Genomic DNA, 16,702 nt, shown 5'->3' on the forward strand with positions numbered 1-16,702 from the left:
CAACGGCAGCACCACGTCGCATTTCTTGACGTGGTATTCGATCCACTCCCGGTTGATGGTGATATCGCCCTCGAAAAAGCGAAAGCGCGGATGATCAAGCAGATCGAGGACGCGATCGTCCTGCATGTCCATGCCGTGAATTTGCCAATCGGTGTCGGCCAAAATGCGCTTGGACAGATGATGACCGATGAACCCGTTGACGCCGAGAACAAGCACTCTTTTCATTGCGGAAAGGATTCCGATGTCTTGAAGATGAATTTGAAGCGGGCGTTGCCCGGCGATTTCAGTCGCCCAAGCGCCACGGACCGGGACCGAGCCGTTCGACCAGCGACGCGGGCGTCACTGGTTCACCGGCAATCTCCAACGCGGGAACGAACAACGCGCCACCGCCAGCACAATGCGCAACCAGTCGGTCGCCAACCCGTTCGAGCACGGCCGCTGTCGCCAGCGTGACCGCTTCGACCACACGGGTGCCCAGAATCCGGGCCGGCTGCCCGGCCACGACGGTGAGCGCGCCTGGATACGGCGGCGCGACCGCGCGGACCAAGTTGTGAATCCGCGCCGCCGGCCAGTTCCAGTCGATGCGCCCGTCCTCGGGCTTGCGGCCGGAGAAATAGCAGCCCTTGGATAAATCCTGGGCGATGCGCGGTGCCGTGCCGGCAAGCAGCGCGGGCAGCACGCGGTGCAAGGTCAATTCGGCGGCGACAGTGACTTTATTGAATACTTCCTTGGCGGTGTCGTCGGGCAGAATGGGCACGGCGGTCTGCGCCACGAGGTCGCCGGCATCCGGCTTTTCCACCATGTAATGCAGGGTCGCGCCGGTTTCGGTCTCGCCATGGATGATCGCCCAGTTGACCGGTACTCGACCGCGATACTTCGGCAGCAACGAACCATGCATGTTCAGGGCACCTCGCGCGGCTATGGCGAACAGTTCCGGCATCAACATCTGACGGTAATAGAACGAGAACAGGAAGTCAGGAGCCAATTCCCGAATCCGCCGCAATTCCTCCGGGACGTTCGGGTCCTCCGGCGCGATCACTGGAATGCCGTAATCGGCTGCGGTGGTGGCGACGCTATCGAACCAAATTTGCTCGCTGGGGTTGTCGGCGTGAGTGACGACCAGCGCCACGTCAACGCCGTGCGCAAGCAACACCTTGAGGCAGCGCACCCCGACGTTGTGATAGGCGAACACGACAGCACGGGTCATCGATTCACCCTCCCTCCTCACGCCTTTCCAGAATCCCTTGGATGGTGAAGCGCGGACGCTCGCGCACCTGCTGGTAAATCCGGCCAATGTACTCGCCCAGTAAGCCGATGCCGAACAGCAGGATACCGATCAGTAGGAAATTGATATCGAACAGCGTGAACACCCCCTCCGCTTCCGGGCCGATGATCAGCCGGCGAATGGCCAAATACACCCCGAAGGCGACCGCCGCCAATGACAGCGCGACTCCGGCCAGCGAAAACATCTGCAACGGGACCAGCGAAAACCCTGTCATCAAATCGAAGTTCAGCCGGATCAGCCGGTACAGCGAATACTTCGACTCGCCAGCGGCGCGCTCGGCGTGGGCCACCGTGACCTCGGTCGGATTGGCGGCGAAGGTGTAGGCCAGCGCCGGAATGTAGGTACTCACCTCGCGGGTGGACACGATCGCCGTGACGATGTCGCGGCTGTAGGCTCGCAACATACAACCTTGGTCGGTCATGCGAATTTTGGTGATCCGCTCGCGTACCCGATTCATCAAACGCGAGGCAACATGTCGCCACAGACTGTCCTCGCGTTTTGCCCGGATGCTACCCACATAGTCGTGGCCTCGATCCATCGCCACCAGCAGCTTGCCGATTTCCTCCGGCGGATTTTGCAAATCGGCGTCCAGGGTAACCACTCGCTCGCCCCGGCAATATTCGAAGCCGGCCATGATCGCCATGTGCTGGCCGCAGTTGGCGTTGAACAGAATGACCCGCGTCACGTCCGGTCGGACCAGAAACTGATCCTTCAGCAGCGCCGCCGAGCGGTCGCGGCTACCGTCGTTGACGAATAGCACCTCATAGGACACCCCCAGCGCGTCCAGCGCCGGGTAGAGGCGCACGAACAGCGTCGGCAGGGTCTCCTGCTCGTTGTAGACTGGAATGATGACGGAAAGCCGTGGCGCGCTCATCTCAAATCCTCGCCTCCGCCAGCACTTCGACGACTGCATTGCAAACCCGCTCCACATCGGCGCGAGTCATGGTCGGGAACAACGGCAACGTCACCGTTTCGCGGGCAATCCGCTCGGTGCTCGGCAGCTCCCCCTCGCAATGGCCGCGACGACGGAACAGCGTGGTGAGATGCGCCGCCTCGTAGGACACACCGGTGCCGATACCACGCGCCTCCAGGGCCGCGCGGAACTGCTGGCGATCAATGCACAGCCGATCCAGCGGCAACAACGGCGCGAACATATTCCAACTGTGCCCGGCTTCGTCGCCCGCATGACCGGGATGCGGTAGCAGGCAGGGAGGATCGGTGCGCAGCATCTGGAAATAGTCGGCCACCCGTTCGCGGCGGCGGGCGTTGAACTCCTCCAACCGGACAAGCTGACCGAGACCGATCCGGGCATTGACATCCGGCAGGTTGAACTTGCCGCCGGGAAAAGCCACATCGCGGGTGCCATCCGGCAGGCGGGTGATGCCATGGAAGCGCAGCGTTTCCACCTCGCGCGCCTCTGCTTCGTCGTTCAACACCAACGCTCCGCCCTCGATCGCGGTCATATTCTTGTTGGGATGGAAGCTGAAAACCGTGAGATCGCCGAACCCACCGATTCGCCGGCCGCGCCAGCTCGACCCGATAGCCAGCGCCGCATCCTCAATGACCCGCAGTCCGTGCCACCCCGCCATCGTGTACAGGCGATCCATATCCACCGGCAATCCCGCGAAATGGGTCGGCATGATTGCCTTGGTGCGTGAGGTGATGGCGCGCTCGACCGCGTCGAAATCAAGGTTACGGCTGATCAATTCGACATCCACGAAGACCGGAGTCGCGCCGACCTTGGCGATCATATTGGGCGCGGCGAAGAAGGTTTGCGACGGGGTGATCACTTCGTCGCCGGGGCCGATGCCGCACAGTTGCAGGGCGACTTCCAACGCGGCGGTGGCGGAGTTGAGCACGCGCGCCGGCCGCCCACCCAGATAATCCGACAGCGCCGCCTCAAATTTTTTGACCTGCGGACCGGTGGTGATCCACCCGGAACGCAGCACTTCGACCACGCCGGCGATGGTGTCCTCGTCCAGCGTCGGCCGGGCAAAGGAGAGATAGGGATGCGCACTCCTCTCTTCCCTTGAGGGAGAGAGATCGGAGGCAAGTGAGTCGGAGGAAAACGATGCCATTCAGGATCTCGCAAGCAGATAAACACCGATGATGACCAAACCGATGCCCAACCAACGTCCGCCGGTGAGCGCCTCGCCGAACAGGTACCACGCGGCAAGCGCATTGACGACGTAGCCGATGGACAGCATCGGATAGGCGATGCCGACCGGCACCCTCGATAACGCCAGAATCCAGATCAGAACGCTGATCCCGTAACAGGCGAAACCGCCGAGGAAATGCGGATTGGTGGCGATCGCACCGGCTAGCGGTAATACATTGGCGGCGGTGGGTGTGATCACCCCCAGCGCGTTGGTGCCAGCCTTGAGCAACAGTTGCGCGGTGGCGTTGAGCAACACGCCAGCCAAAATCAACCCGAAGCTGGTGGCGGTCATCGGCGACTCACGATGACCCGACGCGGATCGCGGGCCAGTACTCGCATGGGCAAGCCCTCGGCGGCGATCTGCTCGTAATTGCTCGAAGAGAGGATGGCGTACCCTTGATCCAGCGCCACCCAACGCTTTTTCCAGTCCTCGACCCGTTGGATACCCTTGTCGGGTTCCGCATCCAGACCCAAAGCGAATTCGTCGATGTACTGCACCAAGGTAACCGGCCGTTTCAGATAAAACGGCAGGGTCTGGTCATACATTTGAACGCTATAGAAGGGAAGAATCCGGTCAAACGGTCCCTGCCTGGCCTCGATCTCGCGAACGAGGTAATACGAAGAGGAGAGGCGGGACAATTCGTCGTAACCACCCAGCGCCAGGATGCCGGCACCGAGGCTGCCCAACGCCAACGCGACAATACCAGCCGATCGGACGTGACGGCGAAATGACCAGGCCGCCACCACCGCACCGGCGGTAAAGACGAAGATCGAAGCGCCGATCCAGGGCACGACATTGCGCACGATCTCGAACGGCGACGATTCTTTCGAAAACATGTGGGCGATCCGTCCGCCGCCAACCAGGACCACCAGCAACAGCACGCCGCCGGTCGCCGCCAATCCCCAGGCGAAGTGGCTCAGTGTTGCTGGCACCATCCGCTGCATCTCCATCGCCGCGAACAGTGCCAACGCGGGAAACACCGGCAAAATGTAGGAGGGCAATTTGGAGCCCGACACACTGAAGAACAGGAAAATGAACGCGGCCCAGATCAGCAACAACCGCCGTGGTTGCAGCGTTCCCGGTTCCCCTTCGCGTCGCCAGCCATCGCGGAGTTGGACCGCGATGAACGGCAGCCATGGCATCGCCCCGAACAGCAGGATAGGAATGAAGTACCACCAGGCGCCCTCACGATGATGAACCTTGGTGAGAAAGCGCGCGAAGTGCTCGTGGATGAAAAAGAAGCGAGCAAATTCATCGTTGGCGAGCGACACAGCGACGAACCAGGGGACGGCAATCAACAGCAGTAATACCAAACCCTTCCCAATGTGCAGACGAGTCAGCAACCGCCAGTCACGTTCGATCAGCAGGTAGATCGCCAACACCGCGCCAGGTAACACGACTCCGATCAGGCCCTTGCTCAGCATGGCCAGCGCCATCGCCGCCCAGACGACCAGCATCCAGTTACGGTTTTCCGTCGGGGTCGCGCCGGGGCGCTGGGCGAGCAGAAAACCGAGTAACCCGACCGTGAGAAACGCGGCCAAACCCGCATCCAGGGTGTTGACATGGGCATTGATGACGAACCCGGTACATCCTCCCAGCGCCGCCGCCGCCGCCAGACCGATCTCCTCGCCGAACAAGCGGCGACCGGCCCAGAACATCAACAGCACACAGCCGAAGCTGGTGGTTGCCGGCCACCAGCGTGCCGCCCAATGGCTCTCGCCGAACACCCGGAACGCCGCCGCCGTCGCCCAATATTGCAAGGGTGGCTTCTCAAAATATTTGAGGTCGTTCAAGCGTGGCGTCACCCAATCCCCGGACAGAACCATCTCGCGGGGGATTTCGGCGTAACGCCCCTCGTCGGGGTTGGCCAATTTTCGGTATTCGAGGTTACTGAACCAGACCAAGGTGAAAACCAGTAGCAACCCCAACAGCAGCCATTGGGAAAACCCGGAAGATTTCAAAGAATGCGAATCCATGATCGCGTTCCTAGCGATAGCGAAAGACAAGGCCGGTTCCGCTACGCCGCTCATGCAGACTGACGATACCTCCCAGACGGATCGCCGCTTCCCGGGCGATCGCCAATCCGAGCCCGCTGCCTTCACCGTCGGCGCCGGGCACCCGATAAAAAGCATCGAGTACCCGCTCGCGTTCCGAGATCGGAATCCCGGGGCCGTTATCCACGACTTCAATAACATCGCCATTCCCGTCGGACAGAAGTCGCAGCGTCACTTCACCGCCTTTCGGCGTGTACTTCAGGGCATTTTCCAGCGCATTACTCACAATCAACCGCAGCGCTTCCCTGGAACCTCGCATGAAAAACGGCGCGGTTTCCTCAAGACCCAGATCGATACCCTTGGCCTCGGCCAAGGGCAGGCGTTCAGCGATCAGTTCGCGCGCCATCTCCGAAACGTCGATCATCGATTCCTCGGCAACGCTGGCCTGGGTCCGGGCGAGACTGAGCAACTGTTCAGTCAGATGGCGCGCACGCTCGATACCGTCCTGGAGCGGAACCACACGCTCACGCACGGCATCCAGCGATCCGGCGTGCATCAGGTTCTGGGCCTGCAAGGACAACGCGGTCAACGGACTTCGCAGTTCATGAGCGGCGTCAGCGACAAAGCGCCTTTGCTGTCCGATCAAGAGATTGACTCGCGCCAGCAAGCGATTGATGGCATGCACAAAGGGAGTGATTTCATCCGGGAGGTCATCGCCGGCGATGGCTTGAGGCCGATCCGCTGGCTGCTCGTCCAAACCTTTGGCCATTCGAGCGATGGGTGCCAGTTCACCGCGGACAACCCGCACGATCAGCCAAACCAGCAATGGAAGCAGGAGCAACAAGGGAATCAGCGTCTGCAGGGCACTGTTGATCGCGATTTCGTCACGCATCGCGGTGAGTTGGGCCACCACCATGCGCTCTCCCGTTGGGGTATCTCGAACCAATACCCGAAAATCCCCGAAACTGGTGCTCAAGGTCTGAAGACCCAGCAGCAGATCGCCAGTAAACCAAGCCGGCCTCGCGTCTTGTGGCAGATGGATGACGACGAAGCGGGATTCGGGATCGCTGATCGTATTCTCGGCATCTCGACGGGGTGGCTTCAGCGATGAAAATTGGCCGGTATCGCTGACATCAAGGATGGCAATCTGCCGTAGTATGTCGTCCTGAAGCTCCTTGGCTTCGTAATATGCAAGACCAAAGGAAGCCAACGCCGCCACCAAGCCGGCAAGCACGATGGTCCCTCCCAACGTCATCGACAGATGCCGCTGCAAGGATCGTTTCATTGTGGTTTCTCCACCATCCAGCCGGCACCGCGAACATTCTTGATGATGTGGGCACCGAGCTTCTTGCGCACCCCGTGAATCAGGAAGTCCACCGCATTGCTCTCCACCTCCTCGTTCCAGCCATAGAGGCGTTCCTCCAGTTCGGCGCGAGAGAGTATCGTGCCGGGTCTCAGTAGGAGTGCTTGCAATAGAGCAAACTCACGCGCGCTCAATACCTCCATGACATCGCCGCAACGTGCTTGGCGGGTAGCCAGGTCAAGGGTCACCTTGCCATTCGTGAGCAACGGTGTGGCTTGCCCACCCTGGCGGCGGATGATCGCGCGCAACCGGGCGAGCATTTCATTGAGATTGAAAGGTTTTACCAGGTAGTCATCGGCCCCGAAATCCAGTCCCTTGATCCGATCGTCGACACTATCACGGGCGGTGATGACGATAACCGGCACCGTGTTGCCTGCTTGGCGCAGGCGGCGCAGCACCTCCAAGCCATCGCGCTTGGGTAGACCCAGATCAAGCAACACGGCCTGGTATTCAACGTTTTCGAGCACACGGTCAGCCGTGGCGCCATCCTTCACCCAATCCACGGCATAAGCGGCATCCTTGAGAGCGACGGATACCGCCTCGCCGATCATCAAGTCATCTTCGACCAGCAGGACACGCACGATCACTCTCGCGGTTGACGAGATACGTCACTGGCTTACTCAGCTTCTTCGTTCTCAGAGGATTCCGCCGCATAGGCACCACCGATGGTGATGATGACAAGCGTGGCCAAGGCTATCCGATAGATCCTAGGGCCGATGAAGATCACTGCTTCGGATCACGCGAATACGCTTGAGATGAAGATAGAAATCAAGAATTAGGAGAGAATTAGCTAGAGTGACATCGGTGGAAGTTTGCCGAAAGAAAGTGGGCAACAATGGCCAAGCAGCTTCCAATAGGTGCTCTTTGCATCATATCCATATGACAAATAGAGATTTTTTTACAAACGAAGCCTTCGATCATCGGAGTCTTTACACCACGACACCACCACGCGAAACGTTTTCCTTCAGCGCCTCACGCAAGCGTTCCAGTACCATCTCCGGCTCAATGACTCGCAAGCACACATTGTCGACACAAGGGGTCTTGCGATGATTGGCGGCGCTCACGCAGGGCGAACAGGCCAGACCGGCATAAATCGGCGTACTGTTGCCCAGAGAACCGTACAGGCGCGGTGTCTCGGGACCAAAGATGACAAAGGTACGCAGGTTAGTCACTGAGGAAAAATGGCCCGGTCCTGAGTCGTTGGTCAGCATGACTTCGGCGATTTGGTATAATGCCGGCAATTCTTGCAGCGAAAGGCAGCCCGCGAAATTAACACAACGTTCGGACCCTACTCGTTGTTTCAGCCCTTCCGCCTCGTCCCGTTCCGCCGGAGAACCGGTAATCAAAACCAATAGGTTTTCATCATCGGCCAGCAGCCCACGCATCACCGCCACAAAGTGATCGGGCATCCAACGCCGCTGTGGCAATAGATCGCTAGCATTAGGATTAATCAGCACGATCCTGAAATGCTTTTCGTCGTAGTCAGGATATTCGCCACGGATCCGATCATTCATCGCTGATAAAGCACTTTCACTGACCTCAGCCTTGGCTAAATCGATTTCGCCATCGGTAATCAGTGTCTTGGAAAAAGGCAGCTCTTCCTTACCCGCCAAAGCCGTATTGACCAAGGCTATAAAATTCTTGGCGATATGTAAGTGCGGATTATAGGCTACCCGATGAGTCAGCATCTCTCCTCGATACAGCCCTTCATTGTAAAACGCATGGAAGCCGATTCGATTCGCCGCCCCGGACAAGCCCGTCAACAATGCCGTGTACCGCGAGAACAATTCCAAGTCGATAACAGTATCGATTCCGCGATGACGCACCCAGATCAGAAAACGAAAAAGTATCCATTACTAGGTTTAAAAATCGATCTTCTCGAATCACGAAGATGTTAGCTCTCGGAACTGTATTCAACAGATACAAACTAGCGACGTTAGCCTTGAAAATCAGGAAATATAGCTCCGCGTTACCTTTTTTCTCGCATCTTTCTCATGGCAGGATCCGCCAAGATCGTACTGCCCATTTCCGACAATTCAATAAACAACACTTTTCGAGGATATTCGCTTTTTTCGCCTGCTAAATAAACTGATGAGGCGAAAAAAATCCAGTCGCCAAAAAAGCAGAGCGGAACCCCAACAAAATAATCGACTTTACGCATAACGTCGATTTTCATGATATCCACCCATTATCCTAATAAAATCAGGTCATGAAGATTATCTATCCCTTGGTTGGCACGCTTAAATTACGCGATGACGACCTTTAAGGTAGATGATCAATCCAGGCAAACTAATTATGATCAGCGTAAATCCATATATGATCGACATCACCAAAACTGTTGGTTTATCGGCACCGATCAAGGAAAACAACCCCACCAAAACCCCTTCGCGCACTCCCCATCCAGCCATGGAAATAGGAATAATCGTCAAGTAAATAGCTGGCGGCACGATGACAAAATAGGTCATTGGGTCATATCGTAAACCCAACGCTCGGCCAATAATAAAAAAAAACCAATATTGCAAGCAATGGGATCAGCAACGACGACGTTAGCAATACTATGCGATTACACAAAAAACGCTTGATGCAGCCTTGCGGAAATAGCCTTTATGATGGCTAGTCGAGGGTAGTTATCAAGCCAGCGTAGATATTTTAAAGAAGCGATAAACATAACGGCAACCGTACCAATGATCACCAAGACCAAAGTCACATGATAAACCTGAAGTGGCAATAGCTCTGGATTAAATATGTACGCCAGTAAGTTCAGGAGCATCAAAGCAGCCAGACCTGAAACCCTATCTAGAATGACGCCATACAATACATCTCTTTTACGAAACCCCTGATTAGCGACATCAAGCACCCGTAGCGCATCGCCCCCAATACTGGTTGGTAGCCCTTGATTGAAGAACATGGCTTTGAAATAGCTACACCAGTAGAACAAAAAAGGATTGGCCAAAAACGCAGGTTGCGCATGATTAGTTGCCAGCGGTAGGCCGATATTGTGGTGCTGGCGAATTGCACCAGAATCGCTACTGCCAGCACATCTAATTTGACCTGTCTCAGCATCGCCCATACTTGTTGGACATCGATCGAGCGTAGAATCAGCACGAAGATTGATAATGTCACCAGAATTCTGATCAATAATTTGATGGCATCACTGGAGAAAAAGAGTTGGATATTTTGCTTGCTGACGGACACGGAATGCTTAGTCAATCGCTAAGTTGATTATTAGCAGGGTCTTTATCTATAGCTGGTTGGCTTTGATAGCCTTTCGCCACTCGATAATAGTAAAGACCAACCTGCTGGCCATTTTTGTTAATCTTAATTTCCTTGATTTCTTGTGCTTGTTCGATATGGGAAAGGACATTCCCATCAATCAAGTCAGCTTTATTTCTACCAATCAATAACAGGGTCTTATCATTTTGCTGATCCACGGGAAACCAGCGCTCGTACATCAAGCCGTTGCCACCAAATAAGTGCCAACTGGAAGTTTCAAACGCGGGATTAGCTTCTAATTTATTACTGGAAGATTCAATCGCCTTAGTACGATAAAAAGCAAGACCACTGGCCACTCTGTTTCTATCCATACCAACGACCAATATTTTTTTCACCTGTTTCATGCTCAAGCCGATTTACTAGTACTTCAATTTCACGCCCAAAATCATTCCATCCTAATAAATGATAGTTATACGGATAAGAAATCCCAGGAAAACCAAGCCCCATATAAGATAAAAAAAGCGCCATAGGCCAAAAAGACAAATGATGATCGTCGTTGGCCACGCGCGTTGAATCCATCCAAGAAGTTTATTCAAACCAAATTGCGAGTCATTTCTTATAGTAAGCGCCATATAAGGTACGATACCCAACCAACATGGCGCGGTCCAATGAAACTTAGTTTCCCTGAACAAACTGAGTAACACAAATACCGAAACTGGCAATAAGGTCAAGAGCATCAATAAATTGTAACTGCGCTTTGCTTGCACATTCACTGGAAAATCAACAACACCGTTTTCCGATAAAACCGTTTTTCTATACAACAGGATCGCAATCAGCGATAGAAACCCCGTGGGCGTAATGATCAAAACTATCGTTCCCATCAGATAAGGCAAAGAGAATTCAAATCGATCAGCCACCCTGTCGCGACTCTGATATAAAAAACGAGGCCCACTCGTGATTGGCATTCCAGATGATGACCGGGGAAAAAATAATCAGGGAAATAACAATAGCTATATATAGCTCTGGCCGCACTAGCCATTTTTCTTGCATCACGATCGATTAGTATAAAAAACAAATGCGGCAATACCTAATAGAGCGATCGTGTATTTTGACAACATACCTAATCCAATCGCAAGACCGATCCCTACCCAGGCCATTCGTGATTCATGAATCAATGCTCGATAAAAAAAAATAAAAGCGCCATTGCCCAACTGGCAATCAATGGTGCATCGGGGGTCATCGCCCAACCTACCGCAAAATAGGCTGGCAACACGGCAATTAACAGAACCGCTTGAATATTCTTTGTTTTATTATAGACAAGGCCAGTCAGTTTGTATAAGAAAGCAGCCGTCATAAACCAGCATATGAAAGCCCCGAATCGAACTGCAAATTCATTATCACCCATCAAGTTAGTAAAGAGCGCAATTATCCAGGCAACCATGGGCGGATGGTCCAAATATCCTATATCCAGATGCTTCGCATAATTCCAGTAATACGCCTCCTCGTAAAATAATTCTGGAACTCCAAGATAAGAAAATCGCAAAATAATTGAATAAATCAAGACCCACACAAATAAATAGCGCCACTTACCGGCAGAGTTTGTAGAATAAAAACTCTAAATACAGAACACCAACACTGGAAGCAAAATAGAATGCAGAGGAAATTATGACACAGAAAAAAGATCGCCAACTGTAAAGATAAAATTAGGTATTTTTTATAAAGGAGAACAGGATTCCTCCCCGCAAAAAAAAGCACCATTAAAGTCAATACAACAAACTTTATCGACCAACTTCGCTTCTGCTGCAAATCGCTGCCTTGTGGCAACCAAGCGAAGCTCAATAGAAACAGAACGGTCGCTGACAACAGGAAGCTTGCGATATAAACAAAATTTATTGCGTTGCCTTGATCTAATAAAACATAAAAAACCCACCAAATCAATAGCGATTACCGATAAACCAATTAATAATAATTGGATTTTATTGATCGACAATTCATCGATCTTCATCAGCATCTTTGATAGCATTTCAATCAACTCATTAAGTCTTTCATTATTTATTCTTCAATAATATCAAGCCACAATCTGTTTTCGGTATTCAATTCTTTCCGCAATAGAGCTGACAAGATTTTGCTCTCTCCAATTAAAGGCTCCACCAAAACCAGCTCTTCTTGACGGTCCAAATAAAGGCTTTCCTCCAGGTGACGGAATCCAATATAACGCATTAGATTTCAGGTATATTACATGAATCACGCAACCCGCGTTGCAAAATAGGGATCAACAACATGGGCGGTTCACACAGCATTGTTTCACCTCAGAATGGTGTTCCCTGGGTAGGGTTTTCGGCAAAACCGGTCAAAGTCCGACTTACCTTGGGCTGGCTGCTCGTCACTAGCCTCGCATTCTGGATCTGGACCGCCGTCGCCACCGCACAACCTCGTGACGAAACCAGCGCCCTCCTTTCTCGCCCAACCGTGGAGAAATACGACCATGCGGAAGTGTTGGTGGACGGGCAGGTCATTCTCAACGTTCGGGGCGTCGAAGCCTTTCCAGCGCAACAGCGCGCCAAGGAAATCGCCCGCAGAATCGTGGCCGCCGCTCAGGATTCGACCATTCCCGCCGACGCGGTACAAGCGGAACATAAGGACGACCGCACCACTCTCCGCGCCGGAAACCACTTCCTGGTCAGCCTGATCGACGCCGACGCCGCCCTGGTGGGAATCAGTCGGGATGTGCTGGCTGAAGTAGCTCAAACACGAGTCGCCGAAGCGATCGCCTCCTACCGCCGCGACCGCAGCCCACGGGTACTACTGATTCATTCACTGTATGCCATCACGGTCACGCTGATCGCCGTCGGGCTGTTATTCGGTTTCCGCCGTGGTTTTCATCGCTTGAACGACATCATCGAGCAACGGCTGAAGACTCATCTTAAGGCGCTGGAAGCGCAGTCGGCCCGGTTCCTGAAGGCACAGCAACTGGCAAATGCCCTGCGTGGTGCCATCAAAATCGTTTATATGTTGCTGAAGGCGGCGCTGGTTTTCTTCTATCTCAACTTCGTCCTCGGCCTGTATCCTTGGACGCGGCTGTTTGCGGCGCGGCTGTTCGACTTGATCCTGGGACCGATGCGGACGATGGCCTTGGCCATCCTCGACGCAGTGCCGGACCTGGTCTTCATCGCGATGCTGATCCTCGTCATTCGCTACATCCTGAAGATGATCGAAACTTTCTTCAGTAGCATCGATCAAGGGGCGATCCGATTGGCATCTTTTGAACGGGAGTGGGCCTGGCCCACTTATCGGATCTCCCGCCTGTTGGTCATCATCTTTGCGGTGGTGGTGGCCTACCCTTATGTACCAGGTTCGCGATCCGACGCGTTCAAAGGCATCTCGATCTTTCTCGGTCTGATCATTTCTCTTGGCTCGCCGTCGATGATCGCTAATTTTATCGCCGGCTACAGCCTGGCCTATCGACGCCCCTTCAAGATTGGCGACCGGGTCAAGATCAACGGCATCCTCGGCGACGTGATGGAGATGCGGGTGCTGGTGGCTCGGTTGCACTCACTGAAAAACGAGGAGATCGTCATTCCCAGCACCACGATCCTGAACGGTGAAGTCGTCAACTACAGCACCCTCGCCCGAGAACAGGGATTGATCCTGCACACCACCGTCGGCATCGGTTACGAAACCCCTTGGCGACAGGTGGAAGCCATGCTGCGGCTGGCCGCCGACCGCACGTTGGGCTTGCTCAAGCAACCAAAACCGTTCGTATTACTGACAGCCCTCGGAGATTTCGCTATCAGCTATGAGTTGAATGCCTACTCCAAAGACCCCCAAGCCATGGTCCAACTCTATTCTACGCTGCACCAGAACATTCTGGATGTGTTCAACGAATATGGGGTGGCGATCATGACCCCCGCTTACATCAGTGACCCGTCGGAGCCGAAAATCGTGCCCAAGGATCAGTGGTATGTGGCACCAGCGACGCCACCCGCGCAAAGCACGCAACCGGGTCCAGCCAATCCAGCTTGAACTCTGAGCGTCGCTATCCTGAAACACACCAGCCCATTGGCTCTATAAGTGCTGACTCCGTTTGTCGGAGTAGCCGCATTGGTCGCGCCGAGGTTTTGGAAGTTGCCGCCGTGATTAGCGATATTGGGGAGCACGACAGCGAGAGGATGCTCAAACCTCGGCGGGAGAATTCCCAGCCTCATGTGAGATCCCGAGCAACCTCGCCGATAAGCTGCTCGACCCTTCGGTGGGCTGCTTGGCCACAGCATCCAGGAACACCAGTGCTCCGCGAGGCGACGGCTCCGGCTGGAAATACAACTGACTGATTTCGTGTTCCGCTTCTAGCCAGTCCTCCATGGGACAACCGCCCTGAAAACCCCGGCGTTCGGCGCGGAAATAGGCAGCTTCCGCGATCATGTGATGCCACTGGTCGACGGAAATTTTCTTCCGGGGGGTTCTTTTCAGCTTCGGCACGGCTTGGCTCCAGAAAATCGTAAAGGCAAGGATTCCATGCTACCAGATTGAAATTTCGTCAGGCCAGTCCCGCTGTGCCGCAGGCCGGCCTCCAGTCGAAACTCCACCTCGCGTTATTTGAACAGATCGTAACCGGCGGTGAACATCACCGCCGCCGTGCCAAGCAGATTGACCTGCACGTTGAAATCGCCGAACCGGTAGCCGAGCGCCGGCACCAGGCCCGGCGCCACGCCATTGTGATTGAATGGGATCTTGTTCTCGTAAGGTTCCTTGTAGCCAAGCAGCACGCCGCCGGTCAGTTTAAAGTACAGATTGCGGTCGATGGACTCCAGTGGCCAGTATTTCCCAAAGTACAAGTACTGGCACTTCTGGTCGAAGCTGTTGTTAAAGTAGGATGCGCCGGCCAACCAGCGCGAAGGGGATTGCCACTCCGCGCCGATCAGCCAGGAGAAATCGGCGTGTTCGGGGTCATGATGATAATGAATAACACCCGGCGCCCCTTGCACCATCAGCACGTCACCCTCCTCGAAAATGCCGGCCCGGACGGTGCTCGCCGCCAGCAGCGTCAGCATCACGAACCCGAACATCGCCCAAGCGGCCACGCGACACCGCGAACGAATCGGAAACTTCAGTGTTGGAATCATGTTCAATCCAATGGGCCGCTCAAGGGTCAGTGTGGGGCTGGACGAAGCCATCGATGAGAATCCTTTTATCAAGCGCGCCGGACGCGAGCAATTCGCAAACCGCGCGATTATGATGGATCGAGTTCGCCTTGACCACGATGACCCAAAAAATGAACGCCGACGAAAACCCGGAACTACAGATTACCGAACGCCTGCGCGAGCCGGTCGATGCCCAAACCACGCTGACCCTGCCGTTCGAACAACGGCAGAAGAGCCGGTTGCGAATACGGCTCGATAACGGCCAGGATGCCGGGCTGTTCCTGCCGCGCGGCACGGTACTGCGCCACGGCGACCGCCTGCGCGCCACCAGTGGCCTCGTCGTGGAAGTACGCGCCGCCCCGGAAGCCGTTTCCACCGCCCGCGCCGACGATGCCTTGCTGCTGGCGCGCGCCGCCTATCACCTCGGCAACCGCCACGTCGCCCTGCAGCTTGGTCCCGGTTGGCTGCGCTATCCACACGATCACGTACTGGATAACATGGCCCGGGAATTGGGGCTGACGGTAAACCGCGAGCAGGCGCCGTTCGAGCCGGAAGCCGGCGCCTACGGCGGCGGGCATCACCGTCATGCCTAAAACGGATGTTCACTGGCGCCAACCGCGCAATGCCTTGGGTAAAACGAAGCGCAGGGAACCGGGCGGCGGCGGGCTGTGCGTGGGACAAGCCGACCCGGAAAATCTCGGCAAGGGGCGCGCGCAATGCGCCGACCCGTCTCGACCAGCCCCGCTGATCGGCCCGTCACCCCTACCCTTATGTCACTGACGCTCTCCAGCCTGCCACGCCTATTGCAACTGTGCAGCCCTTCGCTGCCGGTGGGGGCTTACGCCTATTCGCAGGGACTGGAATACGCGGTGGAACGCGGCTGGGTGCGGGACGAAGCCAGTGCCGGCGATTGGATTCTCGGCCTGCTCGGCCACGGCTTGCGAGGTCTGGATCTGCCGGTGCTTGCCCGGCTTTACCGGGCCTGGGGCGCCGCCGACCCAGACGCGGCGCGGCACTGGAACGCCCGGCTGTACGCTTCGCGCGAGGCGGCGGAATTGCAGCGGGAAGATCGCCATCTCGGCACGGCGCTGGCCCGCTTGCTGAGCGACCTGGGTATCGCGGAAGCGGAGCTGTGGCGCAACGCGCCTCGGGTCTGTTTCGCCACCCTATTCAGCTTGGCGGCGGTCAGGTGGACTATTCCGCTGCCGGAGGCCGCCACCGGCTATGCCTGGAGCTGGACCGAAAACCAGGTCGTCGCCGCAACCCGCTTGCTGCCACTCGGGCAGACCGCCTGCCAGCGTCTACTGGCCGCCGCCGGCCCGGTCATCGCCGCCGCGGTGGAAGAAGGTCTGAAACTGGCGGATGAAGACATCGGCGCCGCCGCGCCGGGGCTGGCGCTGGCCGGAGCGCTGCACGAAATCCAGTATTCGCGGCTGTTCCGGTCGTGAGCGACTCCCACGCAACCTCGGGTCAGGGTAAAAGCCAGTCGAGCGGCACATGGCCCCGAACGGTTCATTTCAGCCCAACCGCGACCGGATTGGACCGCTTTG

Annotated in this window: 23 protein-coding genes; 4 read left to right on the forward strand and 19 right to left on the reverse strand. The window is 55.7% G+C overall.

The features are described from left to right. The 17 genes from E4P82_RS14410 to E4P82_RS14490 form a co-directional block, all read right to left on the reverse strand. The coding region (locus tag E4P82_RS14410; RefSeq protein ID WP_169249536.1) for an NAD-dependent epimerase/dehydratase family protein at nt 1–225 on the reverse strand (225 nt) is incomplete at its 3' end. 58 nt (nt 226–283) lie between these two features. Further along, nucleotides 284–1,207 carry a formyltransferase gene (locus E4P82_RS14415; RefSeq protein WP_169249537.1) on the reverse strand — a complete coding sequence of 308 codons (924 nt, stop codon included), beginning with the start codon at nt 1,205–1,207 and terminating at the stop codon, nt 284–286. Nucleotides 1,208–1,211: 4 nt separating this feature from the next. Beyond that, nucleotides 1,212–2,159 carry a glycosyltransferase gene (locus E4P82_RS14420; RefSeq protein ID WP_169249538.1) on the reverse strand — a complete coding sequence of 316 codons (948 nt, stop codon included), beginning with the start codon at nt 2,157–2,159 and terminating at the stop codon, nt 1,212–1,214. A gap of 1 nt (nt 2,160) precedes the next feature. Then, nucleotides 2,161–3,363 carry a DegT/DnrJ/EryC1/StrS family aminotransferase gene (locus tag E4P82_RS14425; protein ID WP_169249539.1) on the reverse strand — a complete coding sequence of 401 codons (1,203 nt, stop codon included), beginning with the start codon at nt 3,361–3,363 and terminating at the stop codon, nt 2,161–2,163. Further along, the gene (locus tag E4P82_RS14430) at nt 3,364–3,735 is read right to left on the reverse strand and encodes an SMR family transporter (protein ID WP_169249540.1); all 372 of its coding nucleotides are present in this window, start codon (nt 3,733–3,735) and stop codon (nt 3,364–3,366) included. Continuing rightward, nucleotides 3,732–5,420, reverse strand: coding sequence for an ArnT family glycosyltransferase (locus E4P82_RS14435; protein ID WP_169249541.1), 1,689 nt, complete (start codon nt 5,418–5,420; stop codon nt 3,732–3,734). Before E4P82_RS14435 ends, E4P82_RS14430 begins: the two co-directional genes overlap by 4 nt. A 10-nt stretch (nt 5,421–5,430) precedes the next feature. Beyond that, complete coding sequence (locus E4P82_RS14440; RefSeq protein ID WP_169249542.1) at nt 5,431–6,723, reverse strand: sensor histidine kinase; 1,293 nt, start codon at nt 6,721–6,723, stop codon at nt 5,431–5,433. Continuing rightward, on the reverse strand, nt 6,720–7,382 hold the full coding sequence (locus tag E4P82_RS14445) for a response regulator (RefSeq protein WP_169249543.1): 663 nt from the start codon (nt 7,380–7,382) through the stop codon (nt 6,720–6,722). The genes E4P82_RS14440 and E4P82_RS14445 overlap by 4 nt, the downstream gene beginning before the upstream one ends. Nucleotides 7,383–7,730: 348 nt before the next feature. Then, the gene (locus E4P82_RS14450; protein WP_246327598.1) at nt 7,731–8,567 is read right to left on the reverse strand and encodes a glycosyltransferase family 9 protein; all 837 of its coding nucleotides are present in this window, start codon (nt 8,565–8,567) and stop codon (nt 7,731–7,733) included. Nucleotides 8,568–8,770: 203 nt separating this feature from the next. Further along, on the reverse strand, nt 8,771–8,977 hold the full coding sequence (locus tag E4P82_RS22255) for a hypothetical protein (RefSeq protein WP_246327599.1): 207 nt from the start codon (nt 8,975–8,977) through the stop codon (nt 8,771–8,773). Between the two features lie 64 nt (nt 8,978–9,041). Next, entirely contained in the window at nt 9,042–9,323 is a 282-nt protein-coding gene (locus E4P82_RS22885; protein WP_169249544.1) for a lysylphosphatidylglycerol synthase transmembrane domain-containing protein, read from the reverse strand. Nucleotides 9,324–9,364: 41 nt separating this feature from the next. Next, the gene (locus E4P82_RS22890; RefSeq protein ID WP_281383698.1) at nt 9,365–9,871 is read right to left on the reverse strand and encodes a lysylphosphatidylglycerol synthase domain-containing protein; all 507 of its coding nucleotides are present in this window, start codon (nt 9,869–9,871) and stop codon (nt 9,365–9,367) included. A gap of 136 nt (nt 9,872–10,007) precedes the next feature. Then, the gene (locus tag E4P82_RS14470; RefSeq protein ID WP_169249547.1) at nt 10,008–10,418 is read right to left on the reverse strand and encodes a hypothetical protein; all 411 of its coding nucleotides are present in this window, start codon (nt 10,416–10,418) and stop codon (nt 10,008–10,010) included. Continuing rightward, entirely contained in the window at nt 10,378–10,578 is a 201-nt protein-coding gene (locus E4P82_RS14475) for a hypothetical protein (RefSeq protein WP_169249548.1), read from the reverse strand. The genes E4P82_RS14470 and E4P82_RS14475 overlap by 41 nt, the downstream gene beginning before the upstream one ends. A 485-nt stretch (nt 10,579–11,063) precedes the next feature. Continuing rightward, on the reverse strand, nt 11,064–11,171 hold the full coding sequence (locus tag E4P82_RS23735; protein WP_420887121.1) for a glycosyltransferase family 39 protein: 108 nt from the start codon (nt 11,169–11,171) through the stop codon (nt 11,064–11,066). A 14-nt stretch (nt 11,172–11,185) separates the two neighbouring features. Next, a complete protein-coding gene (locus E4P82_RS14485) occupies nt 11,186–11,584 on the reverse strand; it encodes a glycosyltransferase family 39 protein (RefSeq protein WP_169249550.1) in 399 nt (132 codons plus the stop codon). A gap of 144 nt (nt 11,585–11,728) precedes the next feature. After that, nucleotides 11,729–12,025 carry a hypothetical protein gene (locus E4P82_RS14490; protein ID WP_169249551.1) on the reverse strand — a complete coding sequence of 99 codons (297 nt, stop codon included), beginning with the start codon at nt 12,023–12,025 and terminating at the stop codon, nt 11,729–11,731. A gap of 356 nt (nt 12,026–12,381) precedes the next feature. Here E4P82_RS14490 and E4P82_RS14495 point away from each other — a divergent pair, with 356 nt between their 5' ends. Next, nucleotides 12,382–14,037, forward strand: coding sequence for a mechanosensitive ion channel family protein (locus E4P82_RS14495; RefSeq protein ID WP_169249552.1), 1,656 nt, complete (start codon nt 12,382–12,384; stop codon nt 14,035–14,037). A gap of 150 nt (nt 14,038–14,187) precedes the next feature. Here the strand turns inward: E4P82_RS14495 and E4P82_RS14500 are convergent, their stop codons facing one another. Continuing rightward, a complete protein-coding gene (locus E4P82_RS14500; protein ID WP_312915173.1) occupies nt 14,188–14,490 on the reverse strand; it encodes a DUF2934 domain-containing protein in 303 nt (100 codons plus the stop codon). Between the two features lie 113 nt (nt 14,491–14,603). Continuing rightward, nucleotides 14,604–15,134, reverse strand: coding sequence for a hypothetical protein (locus tag E4P82_RS14505; RefSeq protein WP_246327600.1), 531 nt, complete (start codon nt 15,132–15,134; stop codon nt 14,604–14,606). Between the two features lie 149 nt (nt 15,135–15,283). On the opposite strand from E4P82_RS14505, the gene ureE reads away from it, so the two are divergent. The 3 genes from ureE to E4P82_RS14520 are packed head-to-tail and all read left to right on the forward strand — an operon-like array spanning nt 15,284 to nt 16,600. Beyond that, on the forward strand, nt 15,284–15,745 hold the full coding sequence (ureE, locus tag E4P82_RS14510; RefSeq protein ID WP_169249553.1) for an urease accessory protein UreE: 462 nt from the start codon (nt 15,284–15,286) through the stop codon (nt 15,743–15,745). Continuing rightward, a complete protein-coding gene (locus E4P82_RS14515; protein ID WP_169249554.1) occupies nt 15,738–15,932 on the forward strand; it encodes a hypothetical protein in 195 nt (64 codons plus the stop codon). The genes ureE and E4P82_RS14515 overlap by 8 nt, the downstream gene beginning before the upstream one ends. Continuing rightward, the gene (locus E4P82_RS14520; RefSeq protein WP_169249555.1) at nt 15,923–16,600 is read left to right on the forward strand and encodes an urease accessory protein UreF; all 678 of its coding nucleotides are present in this window, start codon (nt 15,923–15,925) and stop codon (nt 16,598–16,600) included. Before E4P82_RS14515 ends, E4P82_RS14520 begins: the two co-directional genes overlap by 10 nt. Nucleotides 16,601–16,702 lie beyond the last annotated feature (102 nt).

The sequence above is a fragment of the Candidatus Competibacter phosphatis genome (assembly GCF_012939995.1).
Taxonomy (GTDB): Bacteria; Pseudomonadota; Gammaproteobacteria; order Competibacterales; family Competibacteraceae; genus Competibacter; species Competibacter phosphatis.